At 58.4% G+C, this 24726-nt stretch carries 19 protein-coding genes; 8 read left to right on the top strand and 11 right to left on the bottom strand.

Annotation, left to right across the window (positions count from 1 at the left end):
- Positions 1 to 243 precede the first annotated feature (243 nt).
- Positions 244 to 1152 (top strand): haloalkane dehalogenase, encoded by a 909-nt coding sequence (locus ACR0IY_RS07790; RefSeq protein WP_480671925.1) that lies wholly within the window; start codon positions 244 to 246, stop codon positions 1150 to 1152.
- 23 nt (positions 1153 to 1175) lie between these two features.
- On the opposite strand, the gene ACR0IY_RS07785 is transcribed toward ACR0IY_RS07790, so the two are convergent.
- On the bottom strand, positions 1176 to 1697 hold the full coding sequence (locus tag ACR0IY_RS07785) for an SH3 domain-containing protein (RefSeq protein WP_480671923.1): 522 nt from the start codon (positions 1695 to 1697) through the stop codon (positions 1176 to 1178).
- Between the two features lie 138 nt (positions 1698 to 1835).
- Between ACR0IY_RS07785 and ACR0IY_RS07780 the strand changes: the two genes are divergently transcribed.
- From ACR0IY_RS07780 to ACR0IY_RS07760, 5 genes are all read left to right on the top strand, one after another.
- Positions 1836 to 2822 carry a 2-hydroxyacid dehydrogenase gene (locus ACR0IY_RS07780; RefSeq protein WP_480671921.1) on the top strand — a complete coding sequence of 329 codons (987 nt, stop codon included), beginning with the start codon at positions 1836 to 1838 and terminating at the stop codon, positions 2820 to 2822.
- 56 nt (positions 2823 to 2878) lie between these two features.
- The gene (gene ggt, locus ACR0IY_RS07775) at positions 2879 to 4675 is read left to right on the top strand and encodes a gamma-glutamyltransferase (protein WP_480671920.1); all 1797 of its coding nucleotides are present in this window, start codon (positions 2879 to 2881) and stop codon (positions 4673 to 4675) included.
- 12 nt (positions 4676 to 4687) lie between these two features.
- On the top strand, positions 4688 to 6100 hold the full coding sequence (locus ACR0IY_RS07770; RefSeq protein WP_480671918.1) for an FAD-binding oxidoreductase: 1413 nt from the start codon (positions 4688 to 4690) through the stop codon (positions 6098 to 6100).
- Between the two features lie 92 nt (positions 6101 to 6192).
- A complete protein-coding gene (locus tag ACR0IY_RS07765) occupies positions 6193 to 7521 on the top strand; it encodes a hypothetical protein (protein ID WP_480671916.1) in 1329 nt (442 codons plus the stop codon).
- A 140-nt stretch (positions 7522 to 7661) separates the two neighbouring features.
- Positions 7662 to 10169, top strand: a complete 2508-nt coding sequence (locus tag ACR0IY_RS07760; protein WP_480671914.1) for a GcvT family protein — start codon at positions 7662 to 7664, stop codon at positions 10167 to 10169.
- A 51-nt stretch (positions 10170 to 10220) separates the two neighbouring features.
- Here ACR0IY_RS07760 and ACR0IY_RS07755 read toward each other — a convergent pair whose 3' ends face one another.
- Together ACR0IY_RS07755 and ACR0IY_RS07750 are read right to left on the bottom strand one after the other, a co-directional pair.
- Entirely contained in the window at positions 10221 to 10865 is a 645-nt protein-coding gene (locus ACR0IY_RS07755; RefSeq protein ID WP_480671912.1) for a DUF938 domain-containing protein, read from the bottom strand.
- Positions 10862 to 11935: an NAD(P)/FAD-dependent oxidoreductase gene (locus ACR0IY_RS07750; RefSeq protein ID WP_480671910.1), complete on the bottom strand. Its 1074-nt coding sequence runs from the start codon at positions 11933 to 11935 to the stop codon at positions 10862 to 10864. The genes ACR0IY_RS07755 and ACR0IY_RS07750 overlap by 4 nt, the downstream gene beginning before the upstream one ends.
- Positions 11936 to 12053: 118 nt before the next feature.
- Between ACR0IY_RS07750 and ACR0IY_RS07745 the strand changes: the two genes are divergently transcribed.
- A complete protein-coding gene (locus ACR0IY_RS07745; RefSeq protein ID WP_480671908.1) occupies positions 12054 to 12476 on the top strand; it encodes a hypothetical protein in 423 nt (140 codons plus the stop codon).
- 3 nt (positions 12477 to 12479) lie between these two features.
- Positions 12480 to 13712 carry an HlyD family secretion protein gene (locus ACR0IY_RS07740; protein WP_480671906.1) on the top strand — a complete coding sequence of 411 codons (1233 nt, stop codon included), beginning with the start codon at positions 12480 to 12482 and terminating at the stop codon, positions 13710 to 13712.
- A gap of 20 nt (positions 13713 to 13732) precedes the next feature.
- Here the strand turns inward: ACR0IY_RS07740 and ACR0IY_RS07735 are convergent, their stop codons facing one another.
- From ACR0IY_RS07735 to xdhA, 8 genes are all read right to left on the bottom strand, one after another.
- Positions 13733 to 15100: an MFS transporter gene (locus ACR0IY_RS07735; protein ID WP_480671904.1), complete on the bottom strand. Its 1368-nt coding sequence runs from the start codon at positions 15098 to 15100 to the stop codon at positions 13733 to 13735.
- A 156-nt stretch (positions 15101 to 15256) separates the two neighbouring features.
- Positions 15257 to 16330: a BMP family ABC transporter substrate-binding protein gene (locus ACR0IY_RS07730; protein WP_480671902.1), complete on the bottom strand. Its 1074-nt coding sequence runs from the start codon at positions 16328 to 16330 to the stop codon at positions 15257 to 15259.
- A 35-nt stretch (positions 16331 to 16365) separates the two neighbouring features.
- A complete protein-coding gene (locus ACR0IY_RS07725) occupies positions 16366 to 17286 on the bottom strand; it encodes an ABC transporter permease (RefSeq protein WP_480671900.1) in 921 nt (306 codons plus the stop codon).
- Positions 17287 to 17289: 3 nt separating this feature from the next.
- Positions 17290 to 18372: an ABC transporter permease gene (locus ACR0IY_RS07720; RefSeq protein ID WP_480671898.1), complete on the bottom strand. Its 1083-nt coding sequence runs from the start codon at positions 18370 to 18372 to the stop codon at positions 17290 to 17292.
- 62 nt (positions 18373 to 18434) lie between these two features.
- Positions 18435 to 19952 carry an ABC transporter ATP-binding protein gene (locus ACR0IY_RS07715; protein WP_480671896.1) on the bottom strand — a complete coding sequence of 506 codons (1518 nt, stop codon included), beginning with the start codon at positions 19950 to 19952 and terminating at the stop codon, positions 18435 to 18437.
- Entirely contained in the window at positions 19949 to 20884 is a 936-nt protein-coding gene (xdhC, locus tag ACR0IY_RS07710) for a xanthine dehydrogenase accessory protein XdhC (protein ID WP_480671894.1), read from the bottom strand. Before xdhC ends, ACR0IY_RS07715 begins: the two co-directional genes overlap by 4 nt.
- The gene (gene xdhB / locus ACR0IY_RS07705) at positions 20884 to 23298 is read right to left on the bottom strand and encodes a xanthine dehydrogenase molybdopterin binding subunit (protein WP_480671893.1); all 2415 of its coding nucleotides are present in this window, start codon (positions 23296 to 23298) and stop codon (positions 20884 to 20886) included. Before xdhB ends, xdhC begins: the two co-directional genes overlap by 1 nt.
- Positions 23295 to 24656: a xanthine dehydrogenase small subunit gene (gene xdhA / locus ACR0IY_RS07700; protein WP_480671891.1), complete on the bottom strand. Its 1362-nt coding sequence runs from the start codon at positions 24654 to 24656 to the stop codon at positions 23295 to 23297. The genes xdhB and xdhA overlap by 4 nt, the downstream gene beginning before the upstream one ends.
- Between the last annotated feature and the right edge of the window lie 70 nt (positions 24657 to 24726).

Genomic DNA, 24726 nt, shown 5'->3' with positions numbered 1-24726 from the left:
TCCACCAAAAAATGAGCAAGGTGAGAAAATATTTTTTCGTGGCGCGTACACGGCAATCTCTGGTTCAATTCTGACCACTATCTTAGGGTGAAATCTCGATGCCTCCTTTCGGCCCTTCGCGAATTAAATTTGAGTATGACGCCGTTAACGGTGTCGTGTGATAAGGAGGGTCTTGCCTGTTGCGCAAGCTGTCAAAGCTTCTGCGTTTGACCTACAACACCTGGGCGAAGGGAAGGGTGAGACATGAAAGTACTACGCACCCCTGATGAGCGGTTTCAGGACTTGGCTGACTATGCCTTTGATCCACATTATCAGCAGGTGAAAGATACCGAGGGTGGTTTCCTGCGCGTTCATTACGTGGACGAAGGGCCACAGGATGCCGCGCCCGTTCTGATGATGCACGGAGAACCGAGCTGGTCTTACCTCTATCGCCATATGATCAGGGGGTTTGTTGCCGAAGGGTTTCGCGCGGTCGCCCCGGACCTGATTGGGTTCGGACGTTCGGACAAACCCGTCAAACGCAGTGACTATACTTATGAACGGCATGTTTCATGGATGGGTGAGTGGTTGCGAGCGATTGACCTGCGCAACATCACGCTGTTCTGCCAAGACTGGGGCGGATTGATAGGATTGCGGCTTTGGGCCGAGATGCCTGACAGATTTGCGCGCATCGTGGTGGCAAACACTGCCTTACCGACAGGCGACCAGCCGATGGGCGAAGCTTTTGAGAACTGGCGGAAGTTCAGTCAGGAAGTCCCGGAGTTCCCGGCAGGGGGTATCCTTAAAGGAGGGACGGTATCCCAGCTTTCGGATGAAGTTATTGCAGCTTACAACGCGCCGTACCCTGACGAGTCGTACAAAGCCGGGGCTCGGCAATTTCCGATGTTGGTGCCCGATTCTCCTGATAACCCTTCGTCAGATGCGAATCGCAAAGCCTGGGATGTCATTCGCGGATTGAATACACCCGTGCTGACGGCATTTGGTGCTGACGATATGGTGATGGCCGGTGTTGACGCTGTATTTCAACGGCTGTGCCCCGGGGCTGCGGGGCAGCCTCATGTCCTGCTGCCGAATGCGGGCCATTTCCTGCAAGAGGATGTCGGCCCGGATTTGGTGAGGCTGACATGTGATTTCATAGCGCGCACAAATTGAGCGTTGTTGGCGCCTCTGGCGGACTATTCGCGGATTTCAGACGGGTCCACTCCCCAGAGATTCGATTTCAGAGCCCAGCCGCGATACCCGCCGGCGGAAACGTGGCACCAATCCAGGTTACAACTGCCCAGGCGCGCTACAACGCCGGATTCGAACTGCGCACTGATTTGCGTGTTTGGATCGGGGCTGGTGTGAACGGCCAGCAATTCGGATTCGATCAGCACGGTGCGAACACCTGACAGCAAGGCATAGTGCACCCATCCACCGGCACCGTCGCGGTCCTGAACCTTGCGCCAGTTACCGTATTCGGCCGTGATCTGTAGCGGCATTCCGCGTCGTTTAAACACCCAGTCGATTCGGTGTGTCAGCGATGGGCCACGGCGTACGTTGCCCTCTGCTGCCTTCATTGAAACATATCGGGGCAGGGGCAGGTTGGTAACGGGGCCGCGCTTATCCTGAGCACTGGCCACCAGAGGGCCAAGCGCAATCAAAAATGCAGATATACCCGCCAGAAGGCGGCGATTTACCGTTAAAAAACCACTCACTGACTGCCTGCTCTTTTGCCTGTTGATCTGGTTTCGAAAAAAGGTCGTCTCAATGCCTATGGGGTTCTTGTGCCCCGCCTTATCCTGCGCCACGATGCCATGGCGTGCGAAGGTTTGCAAAGCGATGGGAGTGCGAAGGTGCCAAGAGAACGTCTGAGTGTTGTCGTTACGCGACGGTTGCCAGAGGCGGTAGAAACCCGGCTGAGCGAGTTGTTTGATGTAAAGTTGCGCGACGACGATACGCCTATGACGCGCGAGGAACTGGTGGCTGCGGTAAAAAGCGCGGACGTTCTTGTGCCGACAGTGACTGATACAATCGACGGGGGGGTGCTGGGTCAGGCGGGGGAAAGCCTGCGACTGATAGCCAATTACGGGGCAGGGGTCGACAATATCGACGTTGCGACTGCCCGGCAGCGCGGCATTCTGGTGTCGAATACACCAGGTGTTCTGACCGACGATACGGCCGACATGACCATGGCGTTGATATTGTCGGTGACGCGTCGAATTCCCGAAGGTTTGTCCGTGATGCAAAAGGGCGATTGGACTGGCTGGGCACCGACCGCCCTGTTGGGCGGGCGTATCGGTGGGCGTCGACTTGGCATTCTGGGCATGGGGCGGATCGGTCAGGCCGTGGCCCGCCGCGCCAGTGCCTTCGGAATGCAGGTACACTACCACAATCGCCGCAGGTTGCGCCCCGAGATCGAACAGGAGCTTGAGGCGACTTATTGGGAAAGCCTCGATCAGATGGTGGCCCGGATGGATGTTGTTTCTATCCATTGCCCGTCCACACCATCGACCTTCCACCTGATGAATGCACGGCGGTTGAAGCTGATGAAACCCTCGGCGGTCATCGTGAATACATCGCGGGGTGAGGTGATCGACGAAAACGCGCTGACGCGGCAGATACGCTCGGGTGATATGGCCGGTGCAGGGCTGGATGTGTACGAGCACGGGACAGATGTGAACCCGCGCCTGCGGCAGATGCCGAATGTCGTTTTGTTGCCTCATATGGGATCGGCCACCCTGGAGGGGCGGATCGAAATGGGCGAAAAAGTTATAATCAACATCAAGACCTTCGAAGACGGACACCGTCCGCCGGATCAGGTTGTACCATCCATGTTGTGACAAGTTGGATTTCTATCCGTTTGCAGAAGCCAACACATAGTTTTCAGGAGGACACAATGAGACGAACTCTGATTTCGGGATTGTTTCTTACGGCATTGAGCGTAAGCGGCGCCTCGTTCGCGCAGGAGGCTGCGGATGCGGTGGCCCCCGAGGGGGCCTCGGAGGGGCAAGTGCAAGAAGGCCTCACGGATGAGGTCATTGCTTCGCTGGAGGCGAAATTGGCCGGCGCTCCGGTCACGTCGCAGAACTGGATGGTTGCCGCTGCGAATCCGTTGGCGGTAGAGGCCGGAGCCAAGGTTCTACGGGCCGGAGGATCAGCTGCCGATGCGATGGTGGCCGTACAGGTCGTTTTGGGTTTGGTCGAGCCGCAGTCCTCGGGCCTGGGCGGCGGTGCATTTTTGGTCTGGTACGATGCGGCGACCGGCAAGCTGACCACACTGGACGGACGGGAAACAGCGCCGCTCGAAGCTACGCACAGGCTGTTTCATGACGAGAACGGCGAGCCTCTGAAATTCTATGACGCTGTTGTAGGTGGGCTGTCTGTCGGTACTCCTGGCACACCGGCGCTGTTGGAAGAGGCCCACCGACGCTGGGGTCGTAGCCCGTGGCCCAGCCTGTTTCAGGACGGGATCACACTGGCTGACGATGGTTTTCTTGTCTCTCCACGCCTTGCAAACCTTGTCGAAGCGGACGCCGAACGGCTGTCGCGCTTCCCGGTTACGGCCGAGTACTTCCTGCCCGGGGGGGAGCCTCTGCAACAGGGTCAGCGCCTGAACAACCCGGCCTATGCCGATACTCTGCGAACACTGGCCAGCGACGGGGCAGCGGGATTTTATGGCGGTGAAATCGCTGCCGGTATTGTCAGCACGGTCCGCAATGCGCCGGGCAATCCCGGTGTCCTGTCTGGCGTCGATCTGGCTCTGTATCAGGTGATCGAGCGTGAACCGGTCTGCGCCACCTATCGCGCATATGAAGTCTGCGGCATGGGCCCGCCTTCGTCCGGGGCGCTGACGGTTGGTCAGATACTTGGGATGCTTGAAGGCTATGATCTGGCCGCGATGGGTCCTGAGGACGCGCATGCCTGGCGTCTGATCGGAGATGCCTCGCGCCTGGCATTTGCGGATCGCGGTCGTTTTATGGCGGACCACGATTTTGTTCCGATGCCGACGCAGGGTCTGGTCGACCCGGATTACCTGTCGCAGCGCGGCCAACTGCTAAGTGGAGAGGAGGCTTTGATCGAGGTCGCCCCCGGCAACCCCGAATTCGATCATGCATCGAACTGGGCCGACGATGCGTCGCTGGAGCTGCCTTCGACCTCGCATATCTCGATTGTCGATCAATATGGCAACGTGCTGTCGATGACCACGACGATCGAAAACGGGTTCGGTTCGCGATTGATGACCAACGGGTTTCTGCTGAACAACGAACTGACCGATTTCTCGTTCAAGACCCACAGTGATGGCGTTCCGATTGCCAACCGACTGGAGCCGGGCAAGCGCCCAAGGTCTTCGATGAGCCCTACGATCGTGATGCAAGACGGTGCGCCGGTTCTGGCCATTGGTTCACCTGGTGGCAGCCGGATCATTGGTTACGTAGCCAAGTCGATTATTGCTTGGGCCGATTGGGATATGGACGTGCAACAGGCGCTATCCCTGCCGCATCTGGTCAACAGGTTTGGTACCTATGACGTTGAGCAGGGGACGGCGGCCGAAGGATATACGGACGCTCTGATCGAAATGGGGTTCGAGGTGAACGCAAGGGATCTGACCTCGGGGCTGCATGCGATTGAAATCGGCGACGGTCTTATCGGTGGGGCCGATCCACGCCGCGAAGGGATCGCGTTGGGCGAATAGGGAGAAGGCAACATGGTGCAGGCAGTCGCGTTGCCCCGAAACGAAGCCGGGATTGAAACCGCTGCCGGCATTCTGAAGCAAAAGTTTGGTGATCGCCTGCAAACAAGTCAGGCGGTCCGGGAACAGCATGGTCACACGACCACCTGGATCGAAAATCAATCCCCGGATGCGGTGGTGTTTCCGCATTCGACCGAAGAAGTGTCCGAGATCGTCAAGACCTGCGCGCAACTCCGTGTTCCTGTTATCGCCTTTGGCACCGGCACCTCGCTTGAAGGACACGTGAATGCCCCGGCGGGTGGTATCTCGGTCGACCTGACCCAGATGAACAAGGTGCTGGCCGTCCACGCGGGCGATCTGGACTGCGTGGTGCAGCCGGGTGTCACGCGAGAGGACTTGAACACCCACCTGCGTGATCAAGGCCTTTTCTTTCCCATCGACCCCGGCGCGAATGCCTCGCTGGGGGGTATGGCCGCGACGCGGGCGTCGGGCACCAATGCGGTGCGCTATGGCACGATGAAGGACAACATCCTCAGCCTTGAGGCGGTGATGCCCGATGGGCAGATTATCCGCACAGGCCATCGGGCTCGCAAATCTTCGGCCGGGTACGATTTGACCCGTTTGCTGATCGGGGCCGAAGGCACGCTGGGTATCATCACCGAACTGACTCTGCGCTTGCAAGGCATCCCCGAGGCAATCACCTCGGCCCGGTGTTCCTTTCCGTCTGTCGATGCGGCCTGTCAGGCTGTGATGATGACAATCCAGTATGGCATTCCGGTGGCCCGAATTGAGCTGTTGGATGAGGTGTCGGTACGGGCTGCCAACGCGTATTCTGGCCTGACCCTGCCGGAAACGCCCTTGCTGCTGTTGGAATTTCACGGATCGCAGAACGGCGTAGTCGAGCAAGCCGAGACATTTGGCCAGATCGCCGAAGAACATGGCGGAACCGATTTTGTGGCCACGTCGACCACTGAAGAGCGTAGCAAGCTGTGGCAGGCGCGGCACGATTTATATTGGGCCAGCTTGCAGCTGCGCCCCGGTGCGCGTGGAATTTCCACCGATGTCTGCGTTCCTATTTCGCGTCTTGCCGACTGCGTTACTGCGACCCGCGAAAAAGCCCAAAGCCTGGGGTTGCTGGCACCCATTGTCGGGCATGTAGGGGATGGGAATTTTCACGCCTTATTGTTGGTAAACATGGACGATCCTGTTGAAACAGCGCGGGCGGATGAATTTGTCGGATGGTTGAATGATCTGGCCATTTCGATGGAGGGGACCTGCACCGGCGAGCATGGCATTGGGCAGGGTAAGCAGCTCTACCTGCTAAAGGAGCTTGGCCCGGCTGTCTCTTATATGAGTGCCATGAAGAAAGCGTTGGATCCTGATAACATTATGAATCCGGGTAAAATTCTTCCCTCTCGTGAACTCTGACACGAGCAAGGAATTTTTAAACCAAGGCCATAAGACTGCCCTAATTTCTTACTATCTCGGCAAAATAAAAGTCATTGATTTTGGGGATTTAAATGGACGCTTTACGGTTCATCGGTTTTGCGCTGGTCGTGGTTCTGGTTGTGCTGGGGCTGGATTATTACCAGCAGGATAGGCAGAGCGAAAACACCTTATCCGTCAGCGGCTATTTCGACACAGTCAAGCAGCGATTCGCTCTCTATCATGAGGAGCAGGACGCCGAACAAGCCGAGCGTGAACGGCAAACGCGCTGGCGGACTGGCGGTAAGCCTTACATGCCTGAATCGTCTGAGGGTTGGGTGCGCCGTTCGATTGTAGACAGTGATTTTACTTTGGATGCGCGCGAAGGTCCGCGACTGAACAATGTCAGCGAAGCCGCCCGGCCTTTAGCCAGAAATGTCGAAGTGCAGAAAGTACAGCAACTGGCACGCAAGCTCGACAGGACCAGTTGGGTCTATGAAAAAGGCGACTATACGCTGTGGCTTCAGTTGACGCTAAAGCAGGATGCCAGATCCAGCACGCTGATGGGCAATATCGCGCAATCTATTGAGTCGATGGGGACGAGTGGCGGCGACTACGCCCCATTCGGGGTCATTGGTGGTGTGGCCTATTTTCAGTTTAAGCAAAACAAGTACAGCGTGATCACGGTAAATGACCGGGCTTTCTGGGCCATGGTCACGGCGACGGTCTCGGACTACGAAACTCCACCCGGCTTTGATGTCTATAAGGGGACACTCGGCCTTGGTGAAGAGATCCGCCTGCAGCTGTATTCGGACGCTCCAGCTGACGAGGTACAGGCCTTCCTTGCCCAGATGGACTACGACGGAATGAACGCGCTGCTGAAGAACCCAGTTCCCGGTGTTGGCAATGGCGTAACCGCCATCCCCGAAAGCGAGGCCGAGCTGGCCGCGAACATGGCCGGATTGCGCGCCGAATTCGTCAAGTTGCGCGGAGAACTCGCGCGTCTGCGCCTCAATAATATTGACGGGCTGGCACTGGTCGCCAACTCGTTGGCTGCGCAGTACGGATTGCCCAGCGATACTTTTGATCTGACGGCCAACAACATCCAATCTGCGGATGATTTGATTCAGTTCGGATACCGTACAGGACTGACGGACCTGCTAGAGGGGCAGACTGAAAAGGCGGATATTGGTGGTGACGGCATGTTCGGGCGGCTCTTTGCATCCTTCGGCAACGACGACAATGCACCCAAATCCGAGGAGGAAAGTTCTGGCGGGTTCTTTAGCGGGCTGAAATCCATGTTCCAAAAGAAAGAAACGGCTGAGGCCCCTGCTCCGGTTCGCGTCAACAAGGGTGGGGCAGGAGCCCTGAGCGATTGCGCAACCGTAGGAAGGCTCAAGACCTGCACATTGTCAGACGGGTAAACTGGCGGGCCCCGTGCTGAAAAACGACCTTCAGTAGTTTGGGGGTCGTTTTTTTTATATCACTGGTCGGATGAATATCGCGCCTGTGTGTTCAAATGCGCCATATGGTGTCAGCTGAATTCAAGGGGAGACGCCCGGTTATGAAAACCCAAGTCAAAGCATTGGTCGTTGGCGGCGGCGCCGTTGGGACCTCGATTGCCTATCATCTGGCCAAAGCGGGCTGGGACGACGTGATGCTGATCGAGCGGGACGAGCTGACCTCGGGCTCGACCTGGCACGCGGCTGGTCTGCTGCCGCTGTTCAACATGTCCTATGCGACGACCCACATCCACAAATACTCGGTCGACTTCTACAAGACGCTTGAGGAAGAAACCGGCCTGAACGCTGGATTCGCCGTGGTGGGCAACCTGCGCATGGCACAGACACAGGAACGCATGGACGAATACATGCTCTATGCGTCCACCGCTGAAACCTGCGATGTTGCCTACGAATGGCTGACCCCTGAGCAGATCAAGGAACGCTGGCCTCTGATCGAGACCTCGGACCTGAAGGGCGCGATCTACCATACTGAAGACGGCTACATTAACCCCGCCGACGTGACCCAGGCGATGGCCAAGGGTGCCCGTCAGCGTGGGGTTGATATCGTCCGCAAGTTGCAGGCCGATGCGTTCCATTGGAACGGGACCCACTGGGAAGTCACCTGCACCCAGATGGTTGAAAAAGGCGGTAACCTGGTCGAGAGCGACGAGCAGGTGGTGATCACGGCCGAGCATGTCGTGACCGCGTCTGGCAACCATGCGCAGCGCACCGCCAAGATGCTGGGCATCAAGATGCCTGCTATCCCGGTCGAGCACACCTTTATCGTCATGGATAAAGACCCAGAGCTGGTCAAATGGCGTGAAGCGGGCAATCCGGAACACCCCGTCGTGCGTGACGCTGACAACGAATCCTATGCCCGTGAGGAACGTGGCGGCTGGATTCTGGGTATCTACGAACACGGCGCTCCGGCACGTTTTGAACATGGTGTTCCTGACAGCTTCCGCGCGGACCTGTTCCCGCTGGATCTGGACCGGATTGCCGATCAGTACATGGCAATGGCCGAACGTGTGCCCTCCTGCGCCGAATCCGGCCTGAAGGACGATTTCAACGGCCCGATCTGCTACACACCAGACGGCAACCCGCTGGTTGGTCCGGCTCCGGGTCTGCGCAACATGTGGTTGGCTGAGGGCTTCAGCTTCGGCATTACCGCGGCGGGCGGCACCGGCTATTATCTGGCGCAGATGATGGTCGACGGCGAAGCCGAAATCGACATGGCCTCGCTGGACCCCAAGCGGTATTCGTCCAACTGGATGACAACCGAGTTCGCGGCGCGCAAGAACGAAGAGTGCTACGAGCATGTCTACATCCTGCACCATCCCGATGAAGAGCGTGCGGCCTGCCGTCCGCTGCGGACCGTTCCGGCGTACGACCGCCAGAAAGCACGTGGCGCACAGTTTGGTTGGGTGAACGGTTGGGAACGCCCCAACTATTTCGGCCCGGTTGATGCGCCTGAGAACTTTGACGAGGAAAGCCGTTCCTTCCGCCGTGGCAACTGGTGGCAATATGCCGTCGAAGAAGCCAAGGCGATCCGCGAAGGCGTTGGCCTGATCGACGCATCTGCCTTCACCAAGCACGTTGTCAAAGGCCCAGGTGCGACCCAGTTCCTGGATTGGTTCACCTGCAACAAGCTGCCAAAGGTCGGTCGCATTAACCTGACCTACGCACTGACCTCGCACGGCACCACCCGCACCGAATACACCATCGTCCGCAATGGCGAGAACAACTACTACATCGTTTCTGCCGGTGCCTGGACCGAGTACGACGCCGACTATCTGCGCAAGGCGGCCGAGGACAAGATGGAAGAGTTCGGTTACATTGAGATCCAGGACGTGACCACTCAGTGGGGCGTCTTCGCCATCGCCGGACCCAAGTCGCGTGACGTTTTGAAAGAGGTCATCAAGGACGCCGATCCGGAAACCGCGCTGTCCAACAAGCGCTTCCCGTGGCTGTCGGCCCGCCAGATCGAACTGGGCATGTGCCCAGTCAACGCGATCCGCGTGGCTTACACTGGTGAGCTGGGCTGGGAACTGCACCACCCGATCGAGATGCAGAACTACCTGTTCGACCTGCTGGAAAAAGCCGGTGAGAAGCACGGTATGAAGCTGGTCGGTGCTCGCGCCCAGAACTGGCTACGTCAGGAGAAATCCTATCGTGCCTTCGGCACCGAGCTGGGCCGCGACGCGACCCCGCTGGAAGCCGACCTTCCGCGTTTTGTCGACCTGTCGAAAGACTTCTACGGCAAGGCCAAGCTGGAAGAGACCGGTGTGCGCGTGAAGTGTTGCACTTTGCTGATCGACGGGCCGGATGATGCTGACCCGTGGGGCCGCGAAGCGCTGTACACACCGGAAGGAGAGCGCGTGGGTCGTCTGACCTCGGGCGGCTACTCGGTGGCGTTCGAGAAATCCATCGGCATGGGCTACGTCAAGCCCGAGATGGCAGTCGAAGGCACCAAGCTGCAAGTCAAAATTCAGGACAAGCTGTGGGATGCTGTCGTCACCTGCGACAGCCCCTATGATCCGAAGAACGAGACCATCCGTAAGGACGGCTAAAGCATCGCAAGCGGCGCGTCTCGGGGCGCGCCGCTTGCGGCTAGTCTATGATCATTTTTGCGCGACGAATGCCAGATTATTGGCAGGCATCTCGACGGTTTCGACTATGTCCAAACCCTGCTCTGCAAACAGATCCTCAATATCTTTGTCGTTTTTGTACCCGATTTCAGCATCTTGTTGAACCAGCGCTTCGTGGAACCGTTCGTCGCCCTCGCTTGTTAGCAAGCCATCGCGTTTGAACGGGCCGTAAAGAATAAACCGTCCACCTGCGGAAAGAGCTTTCGCAGTTTCGATGACGATCGTTTCCACTTCGGCCCAGCTAATCAGATGGATCAGATTGATCAGAACAACCAGGTTCTGTTTCGGAAGGCGCTGGTGCCACCCCTTAACGGTTGCGTCCAGCTTGGCTGCGGGGGCGACGTTCGGTATATCCTTCGAATAAGCGTCGATGCTGGCCAATCGCTCGGCCTCGAGTTCAGTGGGTTGCCATTGCATATCGGGCAGACGCCGTGCAAAGGCACTGACGTGCTGGCCGGTGCCGCTGGCGATCTCGAGCGCTCGACCGGATTGCGGTGCCCATTGTGCCAGAAGGGTGCACAACACATCGGAGTTGCGGGTTGCGGCTGGGGCAATCAATCGCTTGTCTTCACCTTCGGTGACGACGCTTGCATTGGACGGAAGGTTGCGTTTGATCACTGGCGTAACCTTTCCGGTTTCAGGACCGCAACGGTTGTACTGTCAAGGTCTGGCACCGCGCCAACGGCCAGATCGGCTACCAGTTTTGATGCCGCCGGAGCTGTCTGAAACCCGTACCCGCCTTGCCCTGCTGACCAGATAAACGACGGCTCCTCCGGGTCGGGACCCAGCACCATCGTCCCATCCGGGGCGAAACTGCGCAATCCGGCCCAATTTGTCTCGACCCGTGTGACAGGTTCGGTGACCATCTCTTCGTATCGGGCCAGTCCCTCGGCCAGCACCATGTCGTCGGCATAGGCGTCGTGTGGTGGCATCGGGTCAGCCTCGCAAGGAGAGACCAAAAGCTTGCCTGCATCCGGCTTGGCGTACCACATGTCCCCAGTGCCCAACATCATGGGCCAGTTTCGGACATCATGCCCGCCCGGAGCAGGCAAGCGGGCCATGGACCTGCGTCGTGGTGTGATGCCGACTGGATCGATCCCGGCCATCGTCGCGATTTCGTCAACCCATGCACCAGCGGCGTTTACGATTGCGCGGGCTTCGAACACCTGACCTGCTTCGATCACCCAATTTCCACTTTTGCGAATGGACGTGACCTTGCTTTTGGTCCGTACCTCGCCGCCGTTGCTGCGGATGACGCGGGCGAAATCCTGCAACAATCGGTCCGTGTCGATGTCGAATGCCGTGTCATCGACGGCTGCAAAACCAACCGTGTCCGGATTCAGGATTGGCACTTGTGCGGCGGCTTCACCCGGTGAAATGGGCTGCATCTTCAAGTCAACGATATCACGATCGAACAGGTCGGCTTGTTTTGTCCCGCCTATCAGCAGCACGCGGCGCGGCGAGAGATACCCTCCGTTTTCGGAGTGTAAGTATTCTGCGCTGGCTTTGTTCAACGCAACGACAGATGGCGGGCCATAGCTTTCGAAAAACATAGCCGCAGATCGCCCCGATGCGTGATAACCCAATGCGTCTTCGGCTTCTAACACGGTCACTTTACCGTGCTGGGAAAGCCGGGCACCGGCGCTGAGGCCCGCAATTCCGCCTCCGATGATCAGGAAATCAATCATTTAAGCTCTCATTTACGTCTTCTTCGGGTACGCACACACATTATCCGAAACTCTAAGCAGGCTTGAATTTGCGCATCAACCCATCCAAACAAGGAACAAGCAATAACTGGAGGGCAGGGTGAGTACCGCAGACATACATCCGATGGCCACGGGACATATTCCATCCTATGTGACCCAGGCTGACGGCAGTGATTTTCTTTTGACATTTATGTTCATCTTTACCGTTCTTGTGATCGTTCTGATTGGGGTTGGCTATTTCACCCTGCATTCGATCCCGGAAAAAATCGCGCATGAATCCAACCATCCACAGTTCCAATTGGTAGGTATTCTGGCTCTGCTGGCGCTGTTTACTCATAACGGGCTGTTCTGGGTCGCCGCCATTCTGGTTGCAGGCTTTCAGTTTCCCGATTTTGCCGCTCCGTTACGATCTATCGCCGATGCGATCCGATCTTTGGCACCACAGCGGGCCTCCGATCCGGTTGTGGCCGAGACGCCGGTTGACCATCCCGACACCGACAAAGCCGTACCACAGGAGCAGTAAGAGATGCTTGAAACACTGATGTGCGCGCTGGTGACCGTGCTGCCAGACTATTTGTTTCGTCGCTATGTTCAGGGCAAACGGATCGGGCACGAGATTACGCTGTTTACCATGTGGTACGAATTGCGCTGGGGGCTGACCACCTGTGCCATAATGGCGCTGACCGTGATCACCACGCTGTTCTATTTCCACCCGGCCAGCAAAACGGCGGCTTCATATTTCCGCACCGTAACGATCCTGCCGCAGCTTGGGGGGCGGGTTTCCGAGGTCTACGTGACGAACAACCAGCAGGTCGTTGCAGGGCAGCCGATTTTCCGCATCGAGGACTTCACTCAGACTGCTATGGTCGAATCCGCACATGCTCAGATCGCGCAGGTTCAGGCGTCTTTGAAAGTGGCGCAAACCGATTTGGCCGAGTCTGAGGCCGGAATAGCCGGGGCCCGGGCTGCGCTGGATCAGTCGCTTGAGGATCTGGATCGCAACACCACCCTGCGCGACGAAGGCTCGAGCGCTGTGCGCTTGGCAGAAATCGACCGGCTGGAAAATCTGGTAGCCGAGCGCGAGGCGCAACTGACCGCGGCGCACGCGCAGCGGGCTGCCGTTATCCAACAGATCGAAGAACTGATCCCCGCCCAGCTGGCCAGTGCTAACGCGCAGCTGGACGCCGCGCTGACCGAATTGGACAAAACAGTGATCAGTGCCGGGGTAACCGGTCGGGTCGAACAGTTCGGTTTGCAGGTTGGTGACTATGTCAGCCCGTTGCTTCGGCCTGCAGGTATTTTGGTACCCTCAAGTTCGGGTCATGACCGGTTTCAGGCCGCGTTCAACCAGATGGCGGCACAAGTTATCAAGCCGGGCATGATCGGTGAGCTGGGCTGCATGACTAAGCCCTTCACCGTAATTCCTGTTGTCGTAGTCGAGGTGCAGGATGTTATTCCATCGGGACAAATTCGCCCCTCGGATGAATTGCGGGACGTACAGAGCAACACCAATCCGGGCTCAATTCTGGTCTATTTTGAGCCGCTCTACAAAGGCATGGCCGACGACATCCCGCCGGGCAGCAACTGTCTGGCCAATGTCTACACAGATAACCATGAAAAACTGGAACATGGGGATCTAGGCTTTTGGGAATCCGCAGTTCTGCATGTGATCGATACGATCGGTGTGGTCCACGCGGCTGGGCTGCGGTTGCGGCTGATCCTGATGCCGGTGAACACTCTGGTACTTACCGGTCACTGAACAGAACCCGGCCGCGCGCCTTAACCAGATGCGCGGCCGGGTGTTTTCTCGGCAGGTATCGAGGCGTAGGCATAGGCCAGCACGCAGGCCGCAAAGGCAGCGACGAAACAAAAGACCATCGGGTATGATGTGGTAATGGCATAGACCGAACTGCCCAAGGCCATACCGACGGTTCCTCCCAAAAGTTGAAATGTCATGGTGATGCCGCTGGCCTGCCCGTGCAGGTCCTGCGGTACGGATGACATGATGGCACGCCGGGGCGAGACGAACAGAAACGGCACCGCGCAGCCCCAAAGAAAGTACCCTGCGTAGATCAAGGTCAGAATGTTCAGTTGCATGCCCAATGCGACAAGAACAATAGCAAAGGTACCAAAGGCTGTACCTGTCAGGGATGGCCCGCGATTGCCGAATTTGTCCGCCACTTTCCCTGCCATGGGGGCCACGAAAATTTGCGGAAACGCGATGGGCAGCAGCGCGGCACCTGCGGCCAGCGGGGAAAATCCGAGCTTTGTCTGAAAGTAGGCTGCGCCAAAAACGAACAGGGATATTTTGCCAAACTGTGCGGTGAACAGGATCATATTCGACGCTGCAAAACCGGGGGTGGTGAACAGAGATATTGCGATCAGCGGCGTTGCCGAGATTCGTTCGACCCGGACAAACAGAACTAAGGCTGCAAAGCCCGCCCAAAGGGCCGCAAGCACTTCGGGTTGGATCCACCCCCGGTCAGGGCCTTCCATGATACCGAACACCAAAGCGGCCAGTCCGGGCACCAGCAATATGAGTCCCTTCCAGTCGAACCCAGTTTCAGGCTGATGCGGCGGGTCCCTCCAGAATGTCCAGGCGATCACCGCGACGGCCAGAACAATTGGCGGATTGACCCAGAAAATCCATCGCCACGACAGGTATTCGGTCAAAACCCCTCCGACCAGCGGGCCCAGCGACAGAAAGACTGTCCCGATACCTCCATACAAACCCAGGGCCAGGCCGCGCTCATTTTCAGCAAAGGATTGGATCAGGACCACCAGCGACAAAGGAAAGATCAGTGCAGCCCCAATGCCCTGAACTGCGCGTGCGGTGAGTATTTCTAAGCCATTGTTGGCAAACCCGCCCAATGCCGATGACAGGCCAAAAATCAAAAGACCCGCACCCAGCAATACTCGGATGCCCAGAATATCGCCCAGCCGACCCGCAGCACCCGCAAAGCAGGCCAGCACCAATAAGTAGATGTTCACCACCCAATGTGCCTCTAGCGGAGAAAGGGACAGGTCGGTCTGGATCGTGGGCAACGCGACGCTGATAACCGTTTCGTCCAGCAGGATCACCCCAAGGATGGCTCCCATCGCGCCAAGAATCCACCAGCGGCTGTGGTCTTTCGTGTTGGTTTCCATCGGTTTTTCCCGAGCCGTCTGATTTAGCCTGCTTAGGGTTATCAGGTCCGCCGCTTGGCCTTTCGTCAAGGCTCAAGTTCAACTGAATAAGATTTTGGTCGGAAACGAAAAAGGGCTGACCAAACGGCCAGCCCTTCTTTTGAGATGTTCCGAGGCTTACTGCGGAATTTCGCCTTCCAGCCCTTCGACATAGAAGTTCATGCCCGCCAGCGTACCGTCATCTGCGGTTTCGCCTTCGGCCAGCCAATCGCTGCCGTCCTGCTTTTTCAGCGGGCCGGTGAAGGGGTGGTATTCACCTGCAGCCATCGCCGCCTTCATGGCGAGCGCTTCTTCTTTGATGTCGGCAGGAACGGCGTCGGAAATCTCACCGATTTCAACCATGCCTTCTTTGATGCCGTCCCAGGTGTTCACGGTTTCCCATGAGCCATCCATGACTGCCTGAGTGCGCGCAATGTAGTAGGGCGCCCAGTTGTCGATAATCGAGGATACGCGTGGTTTAGGGGCGTATTCGCTCATGTCCGAGGCCTGACCAAAGGTGATCACATTGCCGGCTTCTTGCGCAGCGGCCTGCGGTGCGGTCGAGTCGGTATGTTGCAGGATCACATCTGCGCCTTGTTCGATCAGAACCGATGCGGCGTCAGCCTCCTTTGCCGGGTCGAACCACGTATAGGCCCAGACGATCTTGAATTCGACATCCGGGTTGACCTTTTTGGCGTGGATATAGGCCGAGTTGATGCCGCGGATCACCTCGGGGATCGGGTAGGAACCGATATAGCCAATAATATTCGACTCGGTCATTTTACCGGCGATGTGGCCCTGCACGGCGCGCCCTTCATAGAAGCGAGCGGAATATACCGACACGTTCGGCGCGGTTTTGTAGCCGGTGGCGTGTTCGAACTTCACGTTCGGGAATTTCTTGGCCACGTTGATTGTTGGATCCATGTATCCGAACGAGGTAGTGAAAATCAGATCAGCACCTTCCAGTGCCATCTGGGTCATCACGCGTTCGGCATCTGGACCTTCAGGCACCGATTCAACGAACACGGTCTCGACCTTGTCGCCAAAGTGCTCCTCCACGGCCAGACGACCTTTGTTGTGTTCATAGGTCCAACCACCGTCGCCTACGGGGCCGACATAGACGAAACCGACCTTGGTCTTGTCTTCGGCCATGGCGCCAGTCGCCAGACCCAGCGCCATGGCGGCGCTTGCCAGAAGTGATGTGAATTTCATGTGGTTACTCCCCAAGTTGGTTCAGTTGGCCCCGCCTAGTGCGAAGCATGGAAGGTTCGGCCCAGTGAGGCAGGTGCGCTGCTCTTGTCGGCCGAAAGGATCACAAGCACAAGGATCGTGATGATATAGGGCGACATTGCCAGATACTCGACCGGGATGGCAACGCCTGCTGCCTGCAGATTCAGCTGCAACACTGTGATTCCGCCGAACAAATAGGCACCCAGCAAGGCACGCCACGGTTTCCAGCTGGCGAAGACGACCAGCGCCAGGGCAATCCAGCCTACACCCGCAGTCATCCCCTCGGTCCACTGTGGAACCCGGATCAGGCTGATATAGGCTCCACCCATCCCGGCACAGGCACCGCCGAACAGGATCGCTAGGATGCGGATCTTGATGACCTTGTAGCCCAGGGCATGCGCCGCATCGTGGTTTTCGCCAACAGCCCGCAGGATCAGACCCACGCGGGTGTATTTCAGGACGGCCCAGACCGCAGCGGTCAATGCGATGCCGACATAGAGGATCGGGTCATGCTGGAACAGGATCGGACCAATCACCGGGATATCGCTGATCAACGGGATGTGGATTTCACCCATGTCGGGGGGCTTAACGCCCACATAGCTCTGACCCATAAGGGCACTGAACCCCAACCCGAACAGGGTCAGCGCCAGACCACTGGCCACTTGATTGGCCAGCGCGAATTGCGTCAGCAAGACAAACAGAAGGGACAGGACCGCTCCGCCTATGGCAGCCGCGATAAAGCCCAGCCAGGGCGATCCGGTTTCGACCGAGATTGCAAAGCCGCTGATTGCACCGACGATCATCATACCTTCGACGCCGAGGTTCAGAACACCTGCTTTTTCAACGACCAGCTCTCCGATTGCGGCCAGCAGCAGGGGGGTAGCAGCGACCATCAGCGAGGCCACTAGAAGTACGGGATTGATTTCACCAAGGTCCATGGGTCACGCCACCTCGCTACGGGCCGCACGGATGCGGTAGTTTGTCAAAAGATCGAAGGCCAGCAGGAAGAACAGGAGCATCCCCTGAAATACCTGAATGGCGGCGGCGGGCAGACCCAGTTGGGATTGTGCGATTTCGCCACCGATATAGGTCAGCGCCATCAGGCCACCGGCAAGCAGGATACCCACCGGATGCAGGCGGCCCAGAAAAGCCACGATGATCGCGGTAAAGCCATAGCCTACGTTAAAGTCGATGCTGACCACGCCCGAGGGACCAGACACTTCGAACATTCCCGCAAGCCCTGCCAGAGCACCAGACAGACCCAAGCAGAACAGGATCAGACGCGCCGGGTTCACACCTGCGAATTTTGCAGCACGTGGAGCCTCACCCGTCAGGCGGATGTGGAAGCCAAGCATGTGGCGGTTCAGCAGGATATAGGCGAAGATCACGGCAATCAGGGCCGTCACGACACCCCAGTGCATGCCGGAACCGGCAATCAGTTCTGCATTATAGGCACTTTCATAGGATTGAAGGTTACGCGAGCCGGGAAAGCCGAACCCTTCGGGGTTCTTCAGCAGGCCCAGCGATACCGAGGCCAGCATCTGCTCGGCCACATAGACCAGCATCAGCGAGACAAGGATTTCATTGGTGCCAAAGCGCACTTTCAGAAAGGCCGGGATCATCGCCCACAGCCAACCGCCAAATGCGCCAGCGATTACCATGATCGGGAAGATGTAAAACGCGTCCAAAGGGTAAAAGGCCAGACCGGCACCTGCGCCAAAGATGGCACCCATGATATACTGGCCCTCGGCCCCGATATTCCAGATACCGGCGCGAAAACCCAGCGACAGACCAATTGCGATCAGCACCAATGGCGCACCCTTCACCAGCAATTGCGGGCGGTAATAAAAGGCGAATTCGCCGAACAGCGGTTCCCAAAAGATAGTCCCAATAGCCTGTATCGGGTTTTTACCCAGAATGGCGAACAACAAGCCGCCGAAAAACATTGTTGCCAGTACCGCCACCAACGGGGTCGCATAGGACCACGCCTTTGACGGCTGTGGCCGTTTCTCCAAGACAATCATCTGCTCATCCCCCCAGTGTCTTCATCTTTTGTAAACTTTCGCACCAATGGCGGTTCCACGCTTCAAACATGGGCTACCTCCATTCCATGCGCGCCGCCCATCATCAGCCCGATCTCATCCACCGTCAGACCGGTGGTTGAACGCGGTGCGCTCAGGCGGCCTTCATTCAGGGCGGCAAAGCTGTCCGAAATTTCCATCAGTTCATCCAGATCCTGGCTGATACAGACAACCGCCGTTCCCTTTGCTGCCAGATCCAGAATGGCTTGCCGGATCGACGCCGCAGCCGCCGCATCCACACCCCAAGTCGGCTGGTTTACCACCAGCACGTCGGGGTTTTGCAACACCTCACGTCCGATCACGAATTTCTGCAAGTTTCCACCCGAAAGAGACCGGGCCGCATTTTCCGGCCCCGGTGTGCGAACGTCGAAATCCTGAATGATCCTTTCGGCAAAGCTCTTGGTATCAGCCCATTTCAGAAAGCCGTTATTTTCCAGCCCCTCCCGAACCGATCCAGTCAAAAGGGCGTTTTCGGTGAGGCTCATATCCGGTGCGGCGGCATGGCCCAGCCGTTCCTCGGGAGCGGTCAGTACACCCAGTTTGCGGCGTGCCGTTGGGCCAAGTTTGCCGATCGGCTGGCCATTGAACTTGATCGCATCTGCCGAGGTTTGGATTTCACCGGACAACACACCCAGCAACTCATCCTGCCCGTTCCCTGCGACACCACCGATGCCCAGAACCTCGCCCTTGCGCACGGTCATATGAACGTTACGCAGAGCGGTTCCGAATTCCGATGGTGAGGGCACCGACAGCCCACTGACATCCAGCGCCACTTCGCCAAAGTCACGGCCGCCACGCTCGGGCGTTTGCAAGGTCGAGCCCACCATCATCTCGGCCATGTCTCGGGCCGAGGTCTCGGCGGGGACACATTCCCCTACATTCTTGCCCAAGCGCAGGATCGTGGCGTGGTCACATAGGGTGCGGATTTCCTCAAGCTTGTGCGAGATATACAGGATCGACGTGCCCTCGGACCGCAATTTGTTCAGCGTTTCGAACAGGATATCCACCTCCTGCGGGGTCAGAACCGAGGTCGGCTCGTCCATGATCAGCAGCTTGGGGTCCTGCAACAGGCAGCGGATGATCTCGACCCGTTGACGTTCGCCTGCAGACAGGTCACCCACTGTGCGATACGGGTCCAGTGGCAGCCCGTAGGTTTCGGACACTTCGCGAATGCGCGAGGCGAGATCGCCCATTGCAGGCGGGTTTTCCATTCCCAATGCGATATTTTCGGCCACATTCAGGGCGTCAAACAGTGAAAAATGCTGGAACACCATCGCGATTCCGTCAGCACGGGCCGCGCGCGGCTCGGGCGGGGCAAAGGGCTGACCGCGCAGCACCATTGTGCCGCTGTCAGGCTTTACCAATCCGTAGATCATTTTCACCAGCGTCGATTTACCCGCGCCGTTTTCGCCCAGTAAAGCGTGAACCTCGCCTTCGCCGATGTCGAAAGACACCTGATCATTGGCCACGACGCCGGGGTAGGCTTTGGTCAGCCCTTGCAAGCTTAATAGAGGAGTGGTCACGCGCTCAGGTCCTTTTTCAGTTCGTTCTGCCGGGCCGGGCGCAGCACTTGCGCGGCGACACCGACGGCGATCATTTGCGGGTGTTTGCCCAGCGACGGATCACCGATTGGGCAAGTGATGCGGTTAATCCGTTCGGGCGTATGGCCGAGGGCTGCCAGCCGTGACCGGAATCGCGCCCATTTCGTAGCCGAGCCGATCAACCCCGCAAAGTGGAAATCGTGCAAAAGCAGCCGGTTGCACAGTTCCAGATCCAAAGTGTGCGAGTATGTCAGCACCAAATGCTCGGCGTTCTGCGGGGCGTGGCGCACCAGCTCAGCCGGTTTGGCAACGGGTACTGCGGTGACTCCGGCGGGTATGAAATCGGGAAACCGTTCGGGGCCGGTATCCACCCAGGTGATTGCCAGATCGGGTACAGGTGACAGCACATAGACCAAGGCCCGACCCACATGGCCCGCCCCCCAGATCCAGAGGTTGCGGGTTGGTTTGTGCACCGGTTCAACCATCCAACCGTCGATAAGCTGAGGTTCGGGTGTGACACCCTGACCCCGTGCCGATGTCAGCAAACGCGTGACCGACAGCGGCATAACATCCTTGGACGCTGGGCGGGCGATGATCGTATCATCCAGTGCATTTACGGACTTGGTGTCATAAACCTCGCTTAAAAGCTGAACCGCGCCACCACAGCACTGGCCCAGATCGGGCCCAAGTGCGTGCTGCGTCAGGCGGGACGGAACCGTTTGTGCCCGTGCCGCCTCAGCCGCTTGAAATTCCAGCGTGCCACCGCCGATGGTGCCGTATTGTCCGTCTTTCCAGACCAGCATCGCGGCACCCACTTCGCGCGGTGACGATCCCTTGATCCCGGCGATGACCACCCGGACCACTGTCCCGTGGGTTTTGACCGCCTCCCTCAAAGCCTCTAGGTCAAATCCCATCAGATGCCTCCCTTCATCCTTTGGAGGCCGCGCCAGACCTCTTCGGCTGTGCCGGGGGCATCCAAGGCCGGGTAATCATCGCCGCAGGCAGCCACCGCATTCGACAGCGCCAGCCAGGCCGAGATGCCCAGCATGAAGGGTGGCTCACCCACCGCTTTCGAGCGATAGATCGTGTCCTCGCGGTTCTCACCATCCCAGAGCGCGACATTGAAGATGTCGGGCCGGTCGGAGCAGGCGGGGATTTTGTAGGTCGAGGGCGCGTGGGTGCGCAGGTTGCCGCTGTCGTCCCAGACCAGTTCCTCGGTCGTCAGCCAGCCGACACCCTGCACATAGGCACCTTCGACCTGCCCGATATCCAGCGCAGGGTTCAGGGATGCACCCGCGTCATGCAGGATATCGGTGCGCAGGATGCGGTTCTCGCCGGTCAACGTGTCTACGGCAACCTCGGTGATCGACGCACCATAGGCGAAGTAAAAGAACGGGCGGCCCCGGCCTTTGATCCGATCCCATTCGATTTTGGGCGTCTTGTAGAACCCGGTCGCCGACAGGCTGACGCGGCCCTGATAAACCAGCGCCGCGGCTTCGGCGAAGCTATAGCGTTCTTCGCCAACCGAAACGTGACCATCCGAAAACACAACGGTCGATGGATCAGCCTGATGCCGTTCGGCCAGATAGTTCGCCATCCGGTCGCGGATTGTATCGCAGGCCGCCTTGACGGCCATACCGTTCAGATCGCTTCCCGAGGATGCCGCCGTTGCCGAGGTGTTCGGCACCTTGGCGGTATCGGTGGCGGTAATCTTGACCATCTCTTGCGGGATGCCAAAACGCGAGGCCGCAACCTGCGCCACTTTCTGGAACAAGCCCTGACCCATCTCGGTACCGCCATGGTTCAGGTGGACCGAGCCATCCTGATACACATGCACCAGCGCACCCGCCTGGTTCAGGTGGGTCAGCGTGAAGGAAATCCCGAACTTTACCGGAGAAAAGGCAATACCCTTCTTGACCACGGCATTCTCAGCGTTCCATTGCTGGATTGCCGCTTTGCGCGCGGCATAGTCGCTGGATTTCAGCAATGCTTCGGTCATTCCGTGCAGCTCGAAATCGGTCACTTCCATTCCGTAGGGCGTTGTATTGCCACCCTCCGGCACGGGGCGGACGGGCGGAGCAGTCTCAACCTGCTCAACGGCGCCCAGGCTTGTCAGATCCTCATGCGGGTCGACACGTTCCAGTGGACGCTCTGCCAGATGTTCCGGTTCCAGGGTCGGAGCATGGGCAGGTTCGTAATAGTTGCGGCGCCGCAGTTCGACTGGGTCCATGCCCAGCGTATGCGCGGCGTGATCCATCACCCGCTCGATCCCTACCATTCCCTGAGGGCCGCCGAACCCGCGGTAGGCGGTAGCGGATTGAGTGTTGGTTTTCAGCCGGTGGCTTTCGATCCGCGCATTTGGCAGCAGATAGGCGTTGTCCGAGTGCAGCATAGCACGGTCGGCGACGGGCAGGGACAGGTCCTGTGCCCAGCCGCAGATGGCGTGATGCAGGAACGATACGCCCTGAATATGGCCATTCTCATCGAATCCGGCGCGATAGGAAATACGGAACGCATGGCGCTTGCCGGTGATGGTCATGTCGTCATCGCGGTCGTAACGCATCTTGCAGGCTTTGCCGGTGATGCGTGCGGCCACGGCACAGGCGACGGCCAGTGCGTTGCCCTGGCTTTCCTTACCGCCAAAGCCACCGCCCATCCGTCGGGTTTCAACTCGGACCGCATGCATGGGCACGCCCAAAGCATCAGCCACCTTGTGCTGAATCTCGGTCGGGTGCTGCGTCGAGGAATGCACAAGCATATCCGCGCCTTCATTCGGCACCGCCAGCGCAGCCTGACCTTCCAGATAGAAATGCTCTTGCCCGCCGAGCTCAAATCCGCCCTCGATCACATGGGCTGACCCTGCAATGGCCGCATCCGCATCGCCTTTGGCGTAGATGCGCGGGCCTTCCTCGAACCGGCTGTCGGCGGCAAGGGCGTCTTCGATCGTCAGAATCGCGTTTTCCTTGGCATAGTCGATCTTGCCCAGCCGTGCCGCCTTGCGGGCAGCCAGATGGCTGGTGGCGACCACTAGGAAAACCGGTTGGCCGATATAATGCACTGTGCCGTCCGACAGCAGCGGCTCATCATGGATCGAAGGTGAAACGTCATTGGCAAAAGGCAGGTCGTCGGCGGTCATCACCAGCACGACGCCCTCAGCCTTTTTCACTGCTGACAGATCCATCGCAGTAATCTTGCCCTTGGCAATCGGGCTGAGGCCGAATGCAAGATGCAGCGAGCCTTTTGGCGTGGGAATATCATCTACATAGCGCGCAGTACCCGAAACATGCAGGGGCGCGGCGTCATGGGGCAGGGGTTTGGTCACGCTCATGCCGATACCTCCAGCACATTGGTCACTTCGCCCTGATCTTCCAGATAGTATCGTTCCAGCATCGCTTTCGCGGTTTCAAGGCGATAAGTGGCCGAGGCGCGCATGTCCGTGAGTGGTGAAAAGTCCTCGGCAAAGGCAGGCAGCGCGGCCTGAATGGTCTCAGCCGTCCACGGTTTGCCGTTCAGCGCGGCCTCGACGTTTGTTGCCCGTTTCGGAATGCCTGCCATGCCGCCGAACGCGATGCGGGCCTGGGTGACAGTGCCGTCCGAAATGGTGATATTGAAGCACCCACATACGGCCGAGATATCCTGGTCGAACCGCTTGCTGAGTTTGTAAGCTTTCAACCGGTCGGCCTGACGTGGGAAACTGACGGCTTCGACGAATTCGCCTGACGCGCGGTCTTGCTTGCCATAATCGATGAAGAATTCTTCCAACGGGATCGTCCGGCGGGTGTCGCCCTTGCGCAGATGCAGCGTCGCGTCCAAGGCGATTAGCGCGGGCGGGTTGTCTCCGATCGGAGAGCCGTTGGCGATATTGCCGCCCACCGTGGCCGCGTGCCGGACCTGCACACTGGCATAGCGGCGGATCATCTCGGCATAGGATGGGTGCAGGTCGGTCAGTGCTTCGCCCATCCGGTTCATATCGACCATCGCACCGAAACGGATTTCGTCCTCGGTGATGGTGATCTGTTTCAGGTCTTCGCAGCGGTTGAGGAAAATAACCGGGTCCAGGTCGCGCAGTTGCTTGGTGACCCACAGGCCCACATCGGTTGCGCCGGCGATCAGTGTGGCGTTGGAGTGGTTGGCAAAGACGGCCGCCAATTCGTCGGACGAGCCCGGCAGCATCGGTGACGATGGTTGTACCGCGGCGGGTTTGTCTTTGACCCAGACGGGAACGGGTTGGTCCTGGACGGCTTCGGCGGCGCGGATGATCGGGGCATAGCCGGTGCAGCGGCACAGATTGCCCGCAAGCCGGGTGTCGTGGTCCGTCGCTCCATTTGCATGGCTTGCGACCATCGACATGACAAAACCGGGGGTGCAGAATCCGCATTGCGATCCGTGCAGATCGACCATCGCCTGTTGCACCGGATGCGCCTCGCCATTCGGGCCGCTGGCCCCTTCGACGGTGCGCACTGCTTTGCCGTGCAGTTGCGGCAGAAACAGGATGCAGGCGTTCAGCGCCTTGTGGCCGCCCTCATCCGTCACCATGATGGTGCAGGCACCGCAATCGCCTTCGTTGCAGCCTTCCTTGGTGCCGGTCAGGCCTCGATCCTCGCGCAGCCAGTCCAGCAGAGTCACTGTCGGATCAACATCCGCCAGCTCCACTGTCTCTCCGTTCAGAAGAAACGTGATGTCCATACGAGAAACCCGTCGCCTTACCCGGTTGCGCCCATCGGTGCCCTCCTTCGATGCGACGTAGAAAGAGTAG

This window comes from Ruegeria sp. BC1 (genome assembly GCF_056539305.1).
This window is presented reverse-complemented; position numbering and strand designations above follow the sequence as displayed.

Coding starts and splice junctions, on each gene's coding strand:
- ACR0IY_RS07770 (WP_480671918.1), top strand. CDS start 4,688: ATGGTGCAGGCAGTCGCGTTGCCCCGAAACGAAGCCGGGATTGAAACC.
- ACR0IY_RS07765 (WP_480671916.1), top strand. CDS start 6,193: ATGGACGCTTTACGGTTCATCGGTTTTGCGCTGGTCGTGGTTCTGGTT.
- ACR0IY_RS07760 (WP_480671914.1), top strand. CDS start 7,662: ATGAAAACCCAAGTCAAAGCATTGGTCGTTGGCGGCGGCGCCGTTGGG.
- ACR0IY_RS07790 (WP_480671925.1), top strand. CDS start 244: ATGAAAGTACTACGCACCCCTGATGAGCGGTTTCAGGACTTGGCTGAC.
- ACR0IY_RS07740 (WP_480671906.1), top strand. CDS start 12,480: ATGCTTGAAACACTGATGTGCGCGCTGGTGACCGTGCTGCCAGACTAT.
- xdhA (WP_480671891.1), bottom strand. CDS start 24,656: ATGGACATCACGTTTCTTCTGAACGGAGAGACAGTGGAGCTGGCGGAT.
- ACR0IY_RS07720 (WP_480671898.1), bottom strand. CDS start 18,372: ATGATTGTCTTGGAGAAACGGCCACAGCCGTCAAAGGCGTGGTCCTAT.
- ggt (WP_480671920.1), top strand. CDS start 2,879: ATGAGACGAACTCTGATTTCGGGATTGTTTCTTACGGCATTGAGCGTA.
- xdhC (WP_480671894.1), bottom strand. CDS start 20,884: ATGGGATTTGACCTAGAGGCTTTGAGGGAGGCGGTCAAAACCCACGGG.
- ACR0IY_RS07750 (WP_480671910.1), bottom strand. CDS start 11,935: ATGATTGATTTCCTGATCATCGGAGGCGGAATTGCGGGCCTCAGCGCC.
- ACR0IY_RS07735 (WP_480671904.1), bottom strand. CDS start 15,100: ATGGAAACCAACACGAAAGACCACAGCCGCTGGTGGATTCTTGGCGCG.
- xdhB (WP_480671893.1), bottom strand. CDS start 23,298: ATGAGCGTGACCAAACCCCTGCCCCATGACGCCGCGCCCCTGCATGTT.
- ACR0IY_RS07725 (WP_480671900.1), bottom strand. CDS start 17,286: ATGGACCTTGGTGAAATCAATCCCGTACTTCTAGTGGCCTCGCTGATG.
- ACR0IY_RS07730 (WP_480671902.1), bottom strand. CDS start 16,330: ATGAAATTCACATCACTTCTGGCAAGCGCCGCCATGGCGCTGGGTCTG.